Below are 16,804 nucleotides of genomic sequence, written 5' to 3' on the forward strand. Positions count from 1 at the left end.
CCCGGCTCTCCGCTGGGCCAGCCCGGCGCCCCCGAGCGCCCCGGTCGAGGCGCCGGTCGCGACCCGCGCAACCCGGCGGAGCTCCGCGCCGCCCGCGATCAGCTCGCGGCCGCGCCGGTCTCGCTCCGCAGGATCGCCGGGCTCTTCGCCCCGTACCGCGGTCGTCTCCTGATCGTGGTCGCCCTCATCGTCGCCAGCTCGGCGATCGGACTGGCCCAGCCGTTCCTGGTCCGGCACGTCATCGACCAGGCACTGCCGCAGAACCGCACCGGGGTCCTGCTGCTCTGCGTCGCCGGCATGATCGCCGTCGCGGTCGCCAGCGCCGCGATCAGCGTCGTCCAGACCCTGCTCTCCACGGCGGTCGGGCAGCAGGTGATGCACCGGCTGCGCACCGACCTGTTCACCCACCTGCAGCGCCAGTCGGTGGGCTTCTTCACCCGCACCCGCGGCGGCGAGGTGCAGTCCCGGATGGTCAACGACATCGGCAGCATGCAGAGCGTGGTGACCAGCACCGCGACCGGCATCGCCGCCAACCTGACGGTGGTCATCGGCACCGTGGTCGCCATGTTCGCGCTCAACTGGCGCCTCGCCCTGATCTCCCTGGTGGTGCTGCCACCGGCGGTGGTCACCACCCGGACCGTGGCGCGCAAGCGCTATCGGATCACCAACGAGCGACAGGAGAAGTTCGCCGAGCTGCACGGCCAGATCGAGGAAGGTCTCTCGATCAGCGGCATCCTGCTGACCAAGACCCTCGGCGCCGGGCCGGCGCTGGCCGAGCGGTTCCGGGAGACCAGTCACGACCTCATCGACCTCGAGGTCCGCAGCCAGCTGGCCGGTCGCTGGCGGATGGCCACCATGCAGGTGGTCTTCGCCGCCGTCCCCGCGGCGCTGTACCTGGCCGCGGGCTTCCCGCTGACCAGCGGCGGACTGACCATCGGCACGCTGGTGGCGTTCATCTCGCTGCAGGGCGCCATGTTCCGCCCGCTGATGGGCCTGCTCAACGTCGGGGTCGACGTCACCGCCAGCCTCGCCCTGTTCAGCCGGATCTTCAGCTACCTCGATCTGGAGGTGGAGATCGACGACCCGGCCGATCCGGTCCGGCTGACGCCGGCCGCCGGCGAGGTGGTCTTCGACGACGTCACCTTCGGCTACGACGGCGGGGCACCGGTGCTGCACCAGATCAGCCTGGCGGTGCCGGCCGGGTCGAGCCTGGCGCTGGTCGGCGCCACCGGCTCGGGGAAGTCGACGCTCGCCGGGCTGGTCGCCCGGCTGCACGACCCCGACCAGGGCCGGGTGCTGCTGGACGACACCGACCTGCGCGACGTACGGCTGGCCGAGCTGGCCGAGGTCGTCGGCATGGTCACCCAGGAGACCTACCTGATCCACGGCACCGTGCGCGAGAACCTGCGACACGCCAGGCCGGACGCGACCGACGCCGAGATCGAGCGCGCCACCCGTGCCGCCCAGATCCACGAGCTGATCACCGCGCTGCCCGAGGGCTACGACACCATGGTCGGCAGCCGCGGACACCGGTTCTCCGGCGGGGAGCAGCAACGGCTCGCGATCGCCCGTACCCTGCTGCGCGACCCGCAGGTGCTGATCCTCGACGAGGCCACCAGTGCGTTGGACAACAACACCGAGCGCGAGGTGCAGGCAGCCCTGGACGAGCTCGCCCGCGGCCGCACCACCATCACCATCGCGCACCGGCTCTCCACCGTGCGCGAGGCCGACCAGATCGCCGTTCTCGATGCCGGGCGGATCGTGGAGCTCGGCACCCACGAGGAACTGCTGCTGGCCGGCGGCACGTACGCCGACCTGGTCCGCGGCGGTCTCGAGCTCGCCGCCTGAGCCTGGCCGAGTTCGGTCGCTGAGCTCCGGTCGGGTGGTGGGCTCGTCCACAACTCATCGCCCGGCATCGTAGACGCGAGCGGTCCGAGCGCCCTAGGGTCGAGGGGTCTAGACATCGCTCGCCGGCGGGCAGGCTGTCTCGGGGCCGTCGTGTCATTCACGAGGTCGGGCCGCACCGGTGACTCTCTGCGTAAGGACACCCAGTGAGACCGATTGTGAGAAGGTCGCTCGCCGTCGCGGCGATCGGCAGCACCGCGCTGGCCGTCACCCTGCAGACGGCCCCCTCCGACGCCGCCCCGAAGACTGCCTCGAAGACCGCCTCGGCCACCACCGGCTCCACCGCGAGCAGCGGCGAAGCCGCCCGGATCGCCACCGACTACGACGCCCGCGAGCTCGGCGCCAAGGCCGCCGCAAGGTCCCGCGAGTCGGTGGCCAAGAGCCGGCCCAAGGCGGTCCAGCGCTACCTGAACTCGCTGGGCGACCAGGTGATCGACGACGTCGATCCACTGACCAGGACGCCTCGTCAGCTCACTCGGCTCGACGGCTACCTGAGCACCCCGACGACCGGTTCGGCGCGCACCATCGCGCTCGACTACGTCGAGGCGAACCTGGCCACCCTCGGCCTGAGCACCGCCGACCTGGACACCCTCGACTTCCGGCGGGACTACGTCGACACCAGCGGCATCCACCATCTCTCCTGGACCCAGTCGGTCGACGGCACCACGGTGTTCGGCAACGGTCTCCAGGTCAACGTGACCTCGACCGGCCGGGTCATCTCGGTGCTCGGCTCCCCGGTGGCGAACCTGACGAAGCTGGTCGCCGACGCGAGCGCCGGCGACCTGAGCGCCGCCGGCGCCCGGGCCGCAGCGGCGCGGGACGTGGACGCCACTCCGGAGAAGTCGGGGGTGGAGTCGACCACCTCGGGCACGGACGCCACGACCACCTGGGACAACGACGACTACGCCCGCAAGGTGTGGTTCCTGACCTCGACGGGACTCAGGCTCGGCTGGTCGACCTACGTGCAGACCGGTGACGCCGCCGCCTACCAGCACGTCATCGACGCCGCGACCGGCGCCACGCTGTACCGTCACTCCACGGTCGACAAGGCCACCGGCGACGCCTACGTCTACGACTACTACCCCGGGGCGCCGAAGGGTGCCGGCACCACCACCACGGTGAAGGTCAAGAAGCGCGACAAGCACGGCCACGTGGTCAAGAAGCACGGCCACGTCGTCTGGGTGACGAAGAAGAGGACCGTCTACGCCCAGGGTGGCAGGCCCAAGGTGGTCAACCTGATCAAGAAGGGCTGGCTGTCCAAGAAGGCCACGTTCCTGACCGGGACCAGCGTGATCACCTGGGCCGACGTCAACGACGACAACGAGCTGAGCAGCGACGAGAGGACCGCCGTACCGGGCACCAAGAAGGGTGCCACCTTCAAGCTCAGCCCGTTCGACTCCAGCCTCACCGGCGCCGGCAAGGAGTGCACCGCCGCGTTCGTGTGCACCTGGGACGAGACCACCCCGGAGTCCTGGACCACGAACGAGAATGCCGACGCCACCAACGCGTTCTACCTGGCCAGCCACTACCACGACTATCTGCGCGACGACAAGGCGATCGGATTCACCGCGCAGGCCGGCAGCTTCGACGCCAAGGGTGGCGACCCGGTGCTGCAGCAGGTGCTCGACGGCGCCGACACGCTCTCCGGGCTGCCGGACGGCAACCACATCGACAACGCCAACATGTCCACTCCGCCGGACGGGACGCCGCCGACGATGCAGATGTACCTGTGGCAGTCGGCCGACGGCTACACCCCGACCAGCGGCAGCTTCGACGCCTCGGTGCTGCTGCACGAGTACACCCATGGACTCTCCAACCGGCTGGTGATCGACGCCGATGGCAACTCGACGCTCAACAGCCTGCAGGCCGGGTCGATGGGCGAGGCGTGGTCGGACTACTACGCCATGGACTACCTGGTGACCCACAAGTTCCAGAAGGACACCGCCAAGGACGGCCAGGTCTACGAGGGTCAGTACCTGATGGGCGGGCAGGAGGACGACAACGGCAACCCGATCCCGTTCCGCACCGAGCCGATGGACTGCTCGGTGGGCTCGACCAGCTCCCGCTGCGTGGGCGCGGTCAACGGCAAGCAGGGCGGCTACACCTACGGCGACGTGCCCACCATCGGCGGCGGGGCCGAGGTGCACTCCTCCGGCGAGGTGTGGGCGCAGACGCTGTGGGACATCCGCAAGGCCTTCGGCCACACGATCGCGGACACCCTCATCACCCGGGCGATGTCGCTCTCGGCCGCCGACCCCTCGATGCTCGACATGCGCAACGCCATCCTCCAGGCGGACCTGGTGGTCTACGGGCAGAGCCACGCCAGGAAGCTGTGGAAGATCTTCGCCGCCCGCGGGATGGGCTACTTCGCCGGCACGATCGGCGGGGACGACTCCCAGCCGGCGGAGGACTTCCATCGACCGCCGAAGGCGACGACGCCGCACGACGGCGTGATCGCCGGCCACGTCTACGACGCCGACCACGACCCGGTCGCCGGGGTGACGGTGACCATCGGCGGCTTCGAGAGTCAGTACACCACCACCACCGGCTCCGACGGGTCCTACGAGTTCGACGACCTCTACCTCGGCACCTACCAGAAGGTGGCGGTCACCGGGGCCGGCTACCTCGGGGACTCCTCGTCCGCCACCGCCGTACGCGCCGGCGAGTTCACCAGCGACGACGACACCGACTTCACCGTCGAGCGCGACTGGGCCGCGACCAGCGGCGGCGCCTCGGTGAGCGCCTTCGACGGCCCGGACTACACCGACTACGGCTGCGGGCCAGCGCAGGCACTGGACACCGTGCTCACCACCGGTTGGGGCAGCACCACCGGGGACGACGCCGGTACGCCGACCAACACCTCGGTGCCCAAGGCGATCACCGTCGAGCTGCCGCAGGCGATCGATGTCTCCTCCTTCCAGATCGACCCGACCGCCACCTGCGGAGACGGCCTGAGCGCCTCGGTCGCGGGCTACACGATCGAGACCTCGACCGACGGATCCACCTGGACCGACGCGGCGGAGGGCACCTTCGGCGTCGACGATCGCGGCCAGCTCAACGACGTCACCCCGAGCGACGGCTCGACCGGCGTGGAGTACGTCCGGTTCACCATGCTCAGCAACCAGACGCCGGACTTCGCCACCAACTGCCCCGACGGCGCCTACTCCGGCTGCAGCTACACCGACATGACCGAGCTGGTGGTGCTGGGCACGCCCAGCGCCTGATCCGTTCCGGTCCGACCGGCGGTGCGGCCGGGCGGCCGGGCCCGCGCCCTGGGGCGGTCCGGCGTGGGTCCGGACCGTCAGGCGGTCACGGCGAAGCGTCGACGATAGGCCTGCGGGCTGAGACCACGCACCCGGGTGAAGTGATGCCGCAGCGCCGCCGCGTTGCCGAACCCGACCTGGCCGGCGATCTGCTCGACCGGATGGTCGGTCCGTTCCAGCAGCTCCTCGGCCCGCCGTACCCGCTGGCTGGTGATCCAGGCGTACGGCGTGGCACCCGTCTCCGCACGGAACCGGCGGGCGAAGGTCCGGGGCGACATCGCCACCCGCCCGGCCAGGCCCTCCACGTCGAGCTCGGTGTGCAGGTGCTCGAGGATCCACTCCAACAGCGGTCCGAGCGTCTCGGCCTCGCAGTCCGCGACGGGACGAGAGATGAACTGCGCCTGGCCGCCGTCACGCTGAGGGGGGACCACCATCCGGCGGGCCACCGCGGCCGCCACCGCGGCGCCGTACTCCTGGCGCCAGATGTGCAGGCAGGCGTCCAGGCCCGCGGCCGTGCCGGCGCTGGTGATGATCTGGCCGGAGTCGACGTAGAGCACCTCCGGGACGACCCGTGCGCGGGGGAAGCGACGGGCGAGGTCCGCGGTGTGCTTCCAATGTGTGGTGCACTCCCGCTCGTCGAGCAGACCGGCGTCGCCGAGCACGAACGCGCCCGAGCAGATCGACACGATCCGCGCGCCTCGGCGGTAGGCGGCCCGCAGCGCCACGAGCACCTCCTCCGGGGTGTCCTGGTCGATGGGGGTGTCACCGACGTGGTTGGCCGGTACGCCGATCAGGTCGGCCGTCGCCAGGCGCTCCAGGCCATGCTCGACATTGATCGAGAAGCCGACCGAGGAGCGCACCGGTCCGGCGTCGGGACCGCAGACGTCGAAGTCGATCAGCGGGATGCCGTCGTCGCGCCGGTCGATCCCGAACGCCTCGCAGAGCACCCCCAGCTCGAAGGGCGCGACGCCGCCGTAGACGAGGGCGGCCACGTTGGTCAGCATCACCCCAGCGTGCCAGGTGGCAGTAATTCGCGCAAGGATGTCATTCCTGCCACTCGTGGCAGGAATACGCGTGCCGAAGAATTAATGCCATGAACACCATCGCACCACTCGTCTCGCCGCTGATCGACCTCGGGCTCAACGTGCTCGTCGCCCTGCTCTTCATCGCCCTCGCGGTGGGCCTCGTGGAATGGGCACGCCACGACAACTTCACCGCTCCCCCGGATCGCCGCTGGTTCGACTGACGACTGCGGCCGCGGGCGGGCCCATGTCCACCGATATGGCTGCCATCCGCCAGCTCGATCCATGGCGCCCTAGCCGAGCGCACGGGGCCGGAGCATTGTGACCTGTGTCACTATTCCGTTCCCGGAGAAGGACCCTCCAGTGAGAAGATTCGGCGTACTTGCACTCGGCGTACCGGCCGCGCTCGTCCTGGCGACCGTGGCCTCCCCCGTCTCCTCCGCACCGGCCGCGGCTGCCGCCGCGTGCGGGACCACCAGCACAGCCGGCACGACCTATGCGCAGAGCAGTGGCGAGACCACCCTCGCGAACACACTGTTCACCGACGACACCGACGACGGCGACGCCATCAGCGTCACCGGTGGCACGCTGCACGCCTACCGCAGCTCGGTGACCAAGACCGGCGACAGCAGCGACACCGAGAACAGCAGCTTCTACGGCCAGAACGCAGCGGTGCTGGCCACCGCGGATGGCGCGATCACGCTGCGCGGCACCGACGTCGTCACCGATGGCATCGGCGCCAACGGCATCTTCGCCTATGGCGGCTCGATCGCCATGACCGGATGCTCGATCTCGACCTCCGCCGACAGCTCCCACGGCGCCGACGTCACCGGCGGCGGCTCGCTGGCTCTGACCGACGTGGACGTGACCACGCTCGGTGCCTCGTCCTCCGCGGTCGCCACCGACCGGGGCGGCGGGACCGTCGTGGTGCACGACTCCACGATCAGGTCCGAGGGCTCGCGGTCGGCCGCGCTCTACTCCACCGGTGCGATCAGCGTGTATCGCACGACGGCGACCTCCACCAACGACGTGGCCGCGGCGATCGACGGCGCGAACTCGATCCTGCTCGCCGGCTCGACCCTGGTCGGTGAGACGAACGGCTTCTGGACCCACGACACCATCGCGGAGACCTCGGCCGACACCCCCGCCACGGTGACGATGAAGCGCAGCACGCTCCGGACCGGCGGCGCGGCGTTCGAGGACGACGGGTCCTATCTGACGGCGTCGCTGACCAGGTCGAAAGTCAAGCAGACCGGTGATCTGGTCGACGCCTCCGGCGGTGGTACGGCGCTGGTGAGTGCCAACCGGACCGACCTCGCCGGCGCGGTGGTCGTCGCCGACGGATCGACGGCGACGCTGACCCTGACGCACAGCACCTGGCACGGCACGGCGGACGGGGCCGCGGTGCGGCTTCGCACCGCTGGGACCTGGGTCGTCACCGCCGACTCGACGCTGACGTCACTGGCCGGCGCGCGCATCGCGCACGGCAAGGTGACCAACGTCCGGGGCAACGGCCACACGGTGACCTACGACGCCTCGCTCGCGGCCAACTCGGCTCTCGACGGCGGCACCTACCGGCTCAACCACGGCGGCACGCTCACTCCCGCCTCCTGAGCGCATCAGCACGAGGGCCCGGCCACCAGATGGTGGCCGGGCCCTCGTGCTGTTCGATCACAGCTTCGATCGCAGCGTTGCTCTACGTGTGCGGCCGCAGGGCGGAGAGGCGCTGGCGGCCTTTGAGCGAAGCGGGTCGCCAAGCTCCGCCAACGCCGCGGAGACTCCGTAGAAGAGCGCTCTCAGTTGGAGCCGGTGAGCTTCTCCCGGAGGGCCTGCAGCGCCTCGTCGGACGCCAGCGAGCCGGAGTCCTCCTCCTCGACAGCGCTGGAGTACGAGGTGGCCTCGCCGGCGTCGGCCGCGGCGGCCTTGGCCTCCTGCTGCTGCTTGACGTGGGCCTCCCAGCGGGCGTGCGCCTTGGCGTACTGGTCCTCCCAGGCCGCCCGCTGCTCGTCGTACCCCTCGAGCCACTCGCCGGTCTCGGCGTCGAAGCCCTCGGGGTAGAGGTAGTTGCCCTGCTCGTCGTAGCTGGCCGGCATGCCGTACAGCGTCGGGTCGAACTCCTCGACGTCCGCGGCGGCGGTGGTCTCGTTGGCCTGCTTGAGCGAGAGCGAGATCCGGCGACGCTCGAGGTCGATGTCGATGATCTTGACCATGACGTCGTCGTTGACCTGGACGACCTGCTCCGGGATCTCCACGTGGCGCTCGGCCAGCTCGGAGATGTGCACCAGGCCCTCGATGCCCTCCTCGACCCGGACGAACGCACCGAACGGCACCAGCTTGGTGACCTTGCCGGGCACGATCTGACCGATCTGGTGGGTGCGGGCGAAGTGCTGCCACGGGTCCTCCTGGGTCGCCTTCAGCGACAGGGAGACACGCTCGCGGTCCATGTCCACGTCGAGCACCTCGACGGTGACCTCGTCGCCCACCGCGACGACCTCGCTCGGGTGGTCGATGTGCTTCCAGGACAGCTCCGAGACGTGCACCAGACCGTCGACGCCGCCGAGGTCCACGAACGCACCGAAGTTGACGATCGAGGAGACGACGCCCTTGCGGATCTGGCCCTTCTGCAGCTGGGTGAGGAAGCCGTGGCGAACCTCGGACTGGGTCTGCTCGAGCCAGGCGCGGCGGGACAGGACCACGTTGTTGCGGTTCTTGTCCAGCTCGATGATCTTGGCCTCGAGGGTCTGGCCGACGTAGGGCTGCAGGTCGCGAACGCGCCGCATCTCCACCAGTGAGGCCGGCAGGAAGCCACGCAGACCGATGTCGAGGATCAGGCCGCCCTTGACGACCTCGATGACGGTGCCCTCGACGACGCCGTCCTCCTCCTTGATCTGCTCGATCGTGCCCCAGGCGCGCTCGTACTGAGCCCGCTTCTTGGACAGGATCAGGCGACCCTCCTTGTCCTCCTTCTGGAGCACGAGAGCCTCGACCTTGTCGCCGACCTCGACGACCTCGCTGGGGTCGACGTCGTGCTTGATCGACAGCTCACGCGAGGGGATGACGCCCTCGGTCTTGTAACCGATGTCGAGCAGGACCTCGTCCCGGTCGACCTTGACGATGGTGCCATCCACGATGTCACCGTCGTTGAAGTACTTGATGGTCTCGTCGATCGCGGCGAGGAAGTCCTCTTCCGACCCGATGTCGTTGACGGCGACCTGCGGCGCGTCGTCGGCCCAGGCGGCGTCGGGAAGAGTGTTGAGCGTGCTCGTCATAGGGGAGGTGGTTTCCTTGGTGGACAGATATCGTGTTCGGGCGCGCGCGAAGCCCTCTGGTTCACTACCGATCCGTGGAGCGTTCCCCACGCCGTCGCGGCCCGGCTCGGACCGCATAGGCTGAGCCCGAGAGAGTGCGACGTATCAATAGCGTGCCCTTGTCCACTCGGTCCGGGACGCGGGCAGACTTCAGACGCGATACCAGCCTACGTCGTGGGCGAGCACCGAGTCCAACCGTGGCCCGACCGTCGCCGGTGGGGTCGTACGGCGCGACTATGATCGGGACTCGTGACAGCGTCGGGCCCCGCGGCCTCGTCGGAGCCACCGGCCGTGTACGCCGAGCGGCGTGAGGCCGACGAGGCGACCTCGCGTCATGCCAACGGCCCCGACTGGGACCGGTACGCCGACGAGTACCAGGCGACCCACGGGGCCTTCCTCGGCGACCTCGGCTTCGTGTGGGGACCCGAGGGGGTCCGCGAGGACGACCTCGGCGTCCTCGGCGACGTGGCCGGCAGGACGGTGCTGGAGCTGGGTGCCGGCGCCTGCCAGTGCTCGCGCTGGGTGGCGACGCACGGCGGTCACCCCTTCGGACTGGACCTGTCCTTCCGCCAGTTGCAACACTCGGCGCGGATCGATGACGCCACCGGGGTCGCCGTGCCCGTCGTGCAGTCGACGGCGACCGCGATCCCGTTCGCCGACGCCAGCTTCGAGGTGGTCTTCTGCTCCTTCGGCGCGTTGCAGTTCGTCCGCGACATCGAGCTCACCATCGCCGAGACCGTCCGGGTGCTGCGTCCGGGCGGGCGCTTCGCGTTCTCCATCACCCACCCCACCCGCTGGATGTTTCCCGACGATCCGGGCCCCGAGGGCCTGGTCGCCTCTCAGAGCTACTGGGATCGCACCCCCTATGTCGAGGTCGACGTGGCCTCCGGACGGACGGCCTACGTCGAGCATCACCGCACCCTCGGCGACTGGGTGGGGCTGCTGGCCCGGGCCGGCTTCGTCATCACCGACCTGGTCGAGCCCGAATGGCCCGCCGACCATGACCGGGTCTGGGGCGGCTGGTCCCGCACCCGCGGTCTGCTGACGCCCGGGACGGCCATCTTCGCCGCCGACCTGCGGTGAGCGCACCGACTCGGCGTCGACCGCCGTGCCTCGGCGTTGGCGTCGACTCACCGGCCCTCCTCTAGGCTCTGCCCCTGTGACCGCGACCGCGCCGACCGAGCAACGCAGCCGGTGGCGGACCCTGACCAGCGGCACCGGATTCCTCGCGGTCTGCATCGTGGTGATGAACGTCGCCACCTACGGCTTCCAGATCGTCTCCGCCCGGCTGCTCGGCCCCGAGCAGTACGGCGGCGTGGCCAGCATGATGGCGCTGCTGCTCGTGGTGGGGGTCATCCAGCTCGGCCTCCAGGCGACCGCGGCTCGCCGGGTCGCCGCCGACCCGGCCACCTCCCGGGCCACCGAGCACACCATGCTGACCCTCACCTACCGGGCCAGCGCGGTCGTCGGGCTGGCCATGCTCGCCTGCTCGCCGCTGGTGTGGAAGCTGCTGCGCCTCGACACGATCGTGCCGGCGCTGCTGGTGGCCGTGTGCGCGGTGCCGCTGACGATGATGGGCGGCCAGGCGGGCGTCCTGCAGGGCGAGCGCCGCTGGATCGAGCTCGCCGGGGTCTACCTCGCCCTCGGGCTTCCTCGGGTGGCGATCGGCACCCTGTGCATCCTGATCCGGCCCACCGAGGCGGCCGCGATGGCCGGCGTGACGCTCGCCCAGTTCGCGCCTGCCCTGGTCGGCTGGTGGCTGCTGCGGCGTACGGTGCCCGGCAGGAGTCCCGAGGCGAGAACCGGGTCGCCGGCCGGCCTGAGCGCGGCGGCGGCCGAGACCCTGCACGGCTCGGTGGCCCTGCTCGGCTTCTTCGTGCTCTCCAACGCCGACATCGTGGTGGCCCGCAACGTGCTCTCCACCCACGCCTCCGGGCTCTACGCCGGCGGCCTGATCCTGACCAAGGCGGTGCTGTTCCTGCCGCAGTTCGTGGTGGTGGTGGCCTTCCCGGCGATGTCGACCGCCGGTCAGCGGCGGCGCACGCTGCTGCAGAGCCTGGCCGCTGTCGGCGTGATCGGGGTGGTCTCGACCCTCGGCGCCTGGCTGCTCTCCGGGGTGGCGATGATCTTCATCGGCGGCTCGGACTACTCCTCGGTGCAGGGCCGGCTGTGGATCTTCGCCGTGCTCGGCACCCTGCTGGCAGCACTGCAGCTGCTGGTCTACTCGGTGCTGGCGCGGCAGCACCGCTCGTCGTCGGTCCTGATCTGGGCCGCGGTGGTGCTGCTCGTCGCGCTCGGCTCGCAGCAGGACGGTCTGACCCCGCTGGTGTGGATGGTCACCGCCGTGGACGCCGTACTGATGGCCGCGCTGCTGTCCACCAGCCTGTGGCACCTGCGCGACGACGCGGCCGCCTGAGCCGCCCGGCTCCCCGTCGGTCGAGTAGCTCTCGCGAGGAACCAGCGAGAGCGTATCGAGATCACCCAGACCCGGCGGGCCGGGTCCCGAGACGCCCGGCTCGCTCCTCCATCGACGGTGCTAGTGGGCTAATGGGCTAGTGGGCGGCCTCGTGCCAGGACCGACCGGTGCCCACCGAGACGTCCAACGGCACCCGCAGCTCGGCCGCACCGCCCATCTCGGCGCGCACGATCCGCTCCAGCGCGTCGCGCTCCCCCGCGGCGACCTCCAGGACCAGCTCGTCGTGCACCTGGAGCAGCATCCGGGAGCCGAGCCCGGCGCCGTCCATCGCGGCCTGGGTCCGCAGCATCGCGACCTTGATCACGTCGGCCGCCGAGCCCTGGATCGGCGCGTTCAACGCCATCCGCTCGGCCATCTCCCGGCGCTGCCGGTTGTCGCTGAGCAGGTCCGGCAGATAGCGCCGGCGACCCATGATGGTCTCGGTGAACCCGGTCTTGCGAGCCTCCACGACGACGCCGGCGAGGTAGTCCCGGATGCCGCCGAAGGTGCCGAAGTACTCCTCCATCAACCCACGGGCCTCGGCCGGCTCGATGCCGAGCTGCTGGGAGAGCCCGAACGCGGACAGTCCATAGGCGAGGCCGTAGTTCATCGCCTTGATCTTGGCGCGTTGCTCCACGCTGACGTCCTCGGCCTCGACTCCGAAGACCCGCGCCGCGGTGATGGAGTGGAAGTCCCGACCGGAGCGGAACGCCTCGATCAGGCTCTCGTCGCCGGAGAGGTGGGCCATGATGCGCATCTCGATCTGGCTGTAGTCGGCGGTCATCAGGCTCTCGTACTCCACGCCGGCCGTCCCACGGCCCACCACGAAGGCCTCCCGGATCCGTCGGCCCTCTTCGGTGCGGATCGGGATGTTCTGCAGGTTCGGATCGGTCGAGGAGAGCCGCCCGGTCGCCGCGATGGTCTGGTTGAAGGTGGTGTGGATCCGACCGTCGGGCTGCACGGTCTTGAGCAGTCCCTCGATGGTGACCCGCAGCCGGGTGACGTCGCGGTGCCGCAGCAGCGCCAGCAGGAACGGGTGCTCGGTCTTGACGTAGAGCTGCTGCAGCGCGTCCGCGTCCGTGGTGTAGCCGGTCTTGGTCCGCTTGGTCTTCGGCATGTCGAGCTCGTCGAAGAGCACCACCTGCAGCTGCTTGGGCGAGCCGAGGTTGATCTCCTTGCCGATCACCGAGTACGCCTCGTCGGCGGCCTGCCGCATCTCGGCCGCGAAGTGCTGCTCGAGTCCCTCGAGCTGCTCGGTGTCCACGGCGATGCCGGTCTGCTCCATCCGGGCGAGCTGAGCCACCAGCGGCAGCTCGACCTCGTCGAGCAGCCGCTTCCCGCCCGCTCGCTCGACCTCGCCGGCCAGCTCGGCGGACAGGTCGAGAACGGCGCGGGCACAGAGCATCGCGGACTCCGCGCGCGAGGAGTCCTCGTCGAAGAGCAGTCCCTGGTCACCGTCGTCGCTCGGGCGCAGCTCGCGGTGCAGATAGCGCATGGTCAGGTCGGCCAGGTCGTAGGAACGCTGGTCCGGGCTCACCAGGTACGCCGCCAGCGCGGTGTCCTCGGCCACCCCGGCCAGCCGCCATCCGTGGGCGGCCAGGGCGAGCTCGGGACCCTTGGCGTCGTGGAGCACCTTGGGTCGGGTCGGGTCGGCGAGCCACCGCGCGAGGGCGGCGTCGTCGGCCTGGCTCATCGTCTCCACCTCGAGGTACGCCGCCCGGGCGTCGGCCAGCGCGAACCCGATCCCGTCGACGCGGCCGGTGCCACTGCCCCACTCGCCGCGGACGTGCACGCCGACCTCGGCCTCCCCCGCTGCGGCCAACCAGCCGGCGATCTCGTCCTGGGCCAGGGTGACGCCGTCCAGCTCGACTCCGGCATCCGTCACCGGCTCGGCCTCGGGGGCCACCACGTCCATGATCCGGGTGCGCAGCTCACCACGGAACTCCAGCTCGTCGAGGAGCTCCAGCGCCCCGGCCCGGTCCCACTCCACCCGGGCGAGCTCGCCTGTCTCGATGCCGAGCGGCAGATCGCGCACCAGCTCGTTGAGCCGACGGTTGCGGATCACGTCGCCCAGGTGGGCACGCAGGTTGTCCCCGGCCTTGCCCTTGATCTGGTCGGCGTGCGTGATCACGTTCTCGAGTCCGTCGTAGGTGGCGATCCACTTGGCGGCGGTCTTCGGACCCACCCCGGGCACCCCCGGCAGGTTGTCGGAGTCCTCGCCGACCAGCGCGGCCAGCTCCGGATAGCGGTGCGGTGGCACGCCGTACTTCGCCTCGACGGCATCCGGGGTGAGGCGAGCCAGGTCGGAGACGCCCCGCATGGGATAGAGCACCGTGGAGTCCTCGGTGACCAGCTGCAGCGAGTCGCGATCCCCGGTGAGGACGAGCACCTCCATCTGGTCGGCGAGCGCCTGGGTGACCAGCGTGGCGATGATGTCGTCGGCCTCGTAGCCGCGGTGGCTCAGATGCCGGATCCTGAAGGTGTCCAGCAGCCGTTCGATCAGCGGCAGCTGGGACTTGAACTCGTCGGGGGTCTTGTTCCGCTTGGCCTTGTACTCGGCGTACTCCTCGAGCCGGAAGGTCTGCCGGGACAGGTCGAAGGCGACCGCGATGTGGGTGGGCTGCTCGTCACGCAGCACGTTGACCAGCATCGAGGTGAATCCGAACACGGCGTTGGTGTGCTGCCCGGTCGCGGTGGTGAAGTTCTCCACCGGGAGGGCGAAGAAGGCCCGGTAGGCGAGCGAATGGCCGTCGAGCAGGAGCAGGCGGGGTCGCGATTCCACACCCCGAAGGCTAGCCGGGGCCGCCGACACCCGCGCCGGCCGGGATGAGACCACGAGTGCGCGTCAGACCCGTCGGTAGCGGTGAGCCGGCACTGGCATGGGGGCAGCGCCGGAGCGCCGGGGTGAGAACCGAGGGTGCGGTCGGGTCGGGACGTGCCCAGAGCCCGGATCACCGGCTACGCGGGGCGCTCGGACCAGGGCCGGACCCGGCCCAGCACCCGCGAGCGGCCGTCCGCCAGGGCCATCAGGGCGCCTTCGGAGATCTCCGCGGGGGTGTGCCAGCGCGGACCGCTGGCCCAGCCGAGCTGGAGCAGCACGAAGCCGGGTCTCCTCAGTCGCTCGAGGTCGAAGTCGAGCGGTGGCGGGGCGGCGGCCGCACTCGTCAGGGTCAGCACGACCGTGCCGTCGGTGTGCCGGCGTACGGCGTCGGCCACGGAGGGGCCAGCCCCCGGCGCGTAGACCAGCGCATCCGAGAACGGCCCGGCCGTCTCGAGTGCGCCCTCCAGAGCGGCCGCGTCGCTCCAGTCGGCGGCGACGTGGTCGATCCCCGTGTCGGGTCCGGAACGGCGCGAGAGGCCGGCGACCGGCCGGCCGTCCCGAACCAGCACCAGGGCCGCGGGACGCAAGGCTCCCGTGGCGCCGACGACGAGTACCGGGCGCATCGCCTCAGCGGAACAGCGGCAGATGCTGGAGCTGAGCGGCGATCAGGTCGTCCATCAGCGCGGCGGCGGCGTCGGGATCGGTGACCGCGCCGTCGGCGATGACCGCCTCCACCGCCAGATCCCGGTCACCGGTCATGGCCGCCTCGACCGCCAGCGTCACCGAGGTGAGCCGCCGGTCCAGAATCGCCGTCAGCGGCGCGCTGAGGTCGGGCACGGCGACCGGTCGGATGCCGCGGGCGGTGGCGACACCGGGGATCTCCAGCGCCGCGTCGTCGGGCAGCCCGGGCACCGAGCCGTTGTTGAGCACGTTGCACGAGAACATCTCACGGGAGTCGTCGAGGATCGAGCGGATGATCGCGATCAGCTGCTCCTGCTCCCCGCTGGAACGCTCGAAGATGGACTCGTCCAGCGGCACGATGCCGTCGGCCTGGGCGACCATCGACTGGTAGCGGTTCTCCCCCCACTCCAGGATCTCCGGCACGGAGAACGCGTCCACGCCGAGCGTCTTTCCGTAGTAGGCGCCGCGCGGCCACCGCTCGGGGAAGAACTCGGTGACATGCCGGTCCTCCGCGGCTGGGAAGGCGCCGTAGCGACGGAAGATCTCCCACGAGAAGGGGTTGTTCCAGGCCTTCTCGCCCTCGTTGAAGATGTCGCCGACATCGGCCGGGTCGGCGGGCGCGGCCAGCTCGCGGTCCACCTTCTCGCGCACCATCGGCCAAGCGTCCTGGCCGCGCCAGCGGAAGTCGTAGATGAACGTCAGATGGTTGATGCCGGCGTACAACGTCGAGGTCTCCTCGAACGGCTTGTCGATGAAGCCGGCCAGGTGGTGTTGCACGTGGTGCATCCCGTGACACAGACCGACCACCCCGGTGGCCCCGGCGTACGTCGCCATCGCCATCACATTGGCCGTCATCGGGTTGCTGTAGTTGAAGAAGAACGCGTCCGGCGCCAGCTCGACGACGTCGCGAGCGATGTCGACGAGGACCGGGGTGGTGCGCAGCAGGCGGGAGATGCCGCCGGGCATCACCGAGTCCCCGACGGGCTGGAAGACGCCGTGTCGCTGGCAGGTCTCGTGGTCGGTCTGCCAGCCGGGACGCCCGCCTACGCCGACGCACGTGACCACGAAGTCAGCACCGGGCAGCACCGCGCGGCGCTCCGTGCTGCCCACGACGCGGATGTGCTCCGCGACGCCGCGAGCCTCGATCATCCGCTGGGCCAGCCCGACCGCCTTCGACAACGGCTCCTCCGCCACGTCGACCAGGCGAATCTCCCAGTCGCCGAGATCCCGGGCGGAGATCAGGTCGGCCAGCAGGCCGCGGGTGAACACGGCGCTGCCCGCGCCGATCAGGACGAGGCTCCGACGACTCTCCACAGGAAACGGTCCTTTCAGGTGACCGAGCGATGTAC

11 protein-coding genes are annotated in these 16,804 nt (G+C 70.3%); 6 read left to right on the plus strand and 5 right to left on the minus strand.

The window, feature by feature from the left end; all coding sequences use genetic code 11:
• The first annotated feature begins 12 nt into the window (after nucleotides 1–12).
• The gene (locus tag QM638_RS14280; protein ID WP_415142834.1) at nucleotides 13–1,848 is read left to right on the plus strand and encodes an ABC transporter ATP-binding protein; all 1,836 of its coding nucleotides are present in this window, start codon (nucleotides 13–15) and stop codon (nucleotides 1,846–1,848) included.
• 203 nt (nucleotides 1,849–2,051) lie between these two features.
• Entirely contained in the window at nucleotides 2,052–5,129 is a 3,078-nt protein-coding gene (locus QM638_RS14285) for a M36 family metallopeptidase (protein WP_415142791.1), read from the plus strand.
• A gap of 77 nt (nucleotides 5,130–5,206) precedes the next feature.
• On the opposite strand, the gene QM638_RS14290 is transcribed toward QM638_RS14285, so the two are convergent.
• Entirely contained in the window at nucleotides 5,207–6,172 is a 966-nt protein-coding gene (locus tag QM638_RS14290) for a helix-turn-helix domain-containing protein (RefSeq protein WP_415142793.1), read from the minus strand.
• Nucleotides 6,173–6,261: 89 nt separating this feature from the next.
• On the opposite strand from QM638_RS14290, the gene QM638_RS14295 reads away from it, so the two are divergent.
• Nucleotides 6,262–6,414: a hypothetical protein gene (locus tag QM638_RS14295; protein ID WP_415142794.1), complete on the plus strand. Its 153-nt coding sequence runs from the start codon at nucleotides 6,262–6,264 to the stop codon at nucleotides 6,412–6,414.
• A 139-nt stretch (nucleotides 6,415–6,553) separates the two neighbouring features.
• A complete protein-coding gene (locus tag QM638_RS14300; RefSeq protein WP_415142796.1) occupies nucleotides 6,554–7,804 on the plus strand; it encodes a hypothetical protein in 1,251 nt (416 codons plus the stop codon).
• Between the two features lie 182 nt (nucleotides 7,805–7,986).
• On the opposite strand, the gene rpsA is transcribed toward QM638_RS14300, so the two are convergent.
• The gene (gene rpsA, locus QM638_RS14305) at nucleotides 7,987–9,459 is read right to left on the minus strand and encodes a 30S ribosomal protein S1 (protein WP_415142797.1); all 1,473 of its coding nucleotides are present in this window, start codon (nucleotides 9,457–9,459) and stop codon (nucleotides 7,987–7,989) included.
• Nucleotides 9,460–9,747: 288 nt separating this feature from the next.
• Between rpsA and QM638_RS14310 the strand changes: the two genes are divergently transcribed.
• Both QM638_RS14310 and QM638_RS14315 read left to right on the plus strand, forming a co-directional pair.
• Nucleotides 9,748–10,581, plus strand: a complete 834-nt coding sequence (locus QM638_RS14310; protein WP_415142799.1) for a class I SAM-dependent methyltransferase — start codon at nucleotides 9,748–9,750, stop codon at nucleotides 10,579–10,581.
• Between the two features lie 76 nt (nucleotides 10,582–10,657).
• A complete protein-coding gene (locus tag QM638_RS14315) occupies nucleotides 10,658–11,914 on the plus strand; it encodes a lipopolysaccharide biosynthesis protein (protein ID WP_415142800.1) in 1,257 nt (418 codons plus the stop codon).
• Between the two features lie 136 nt (nucleotides 11,915–12,050).
• Here the strand turns inward: QM638_RS14315 and polA are convergent, their stop codons facing one another.
• The 3 genes from polA to QM638_RS14330 all read right to left on the minus strand — a co-directional run bounded on the left by polA (nucleotide 12,051) and on the right by QM638_RS14330 (nucleotide 16,769).
• Nucleotides 12,051–14,735, minus strand: a complete 2,685-nt coding sequence (gene polA, locus QM638_RS14320; RefSeq protein ID WP_415142802.1) for a DNA polymerase I — start codon at nucleotides 14,733–14,735, stop codon at nucleotides 12,051–12,053.
• A 176-nt stretch (nucleotides 14,736–14,911) separates the two neighbouring features.
• Complete coding sequence (locus tag QM638_RS14325; RefSeq protein ID WP_415142804.1) at nucleotides 14,912–15,397, minus strand: hypothetical protein; 486 nt, start codon at nucleotides 15,395–15,397, stop codon at nucleotides 14,912–14,914.
• A gap of 4 nt (nucleotides 15,398–15,401) precedes the next feature.
• Complete coding sequence (locus QM638_RS14330) at nucleotides 15,402–16,769, minus strand: hypothetical protein (protein ID WP_415142805.1); 1,368 nt, start codon at nucleotides 16,767–16,769, stop codon at nucleotides 15,402–15,404.
• Nucleotides 16,770–16,804: the final 35 nt, after the last annotated feature.

The sequence above is a fragment of the Nocardioides sp. genome (genome assembly GCF_047606145.1).
Classification (GTDB): Bacteria; Actinomycetota; Actinomycetes; order Propionibacteriales; family Nocardioidaceae; genus Nocardioides.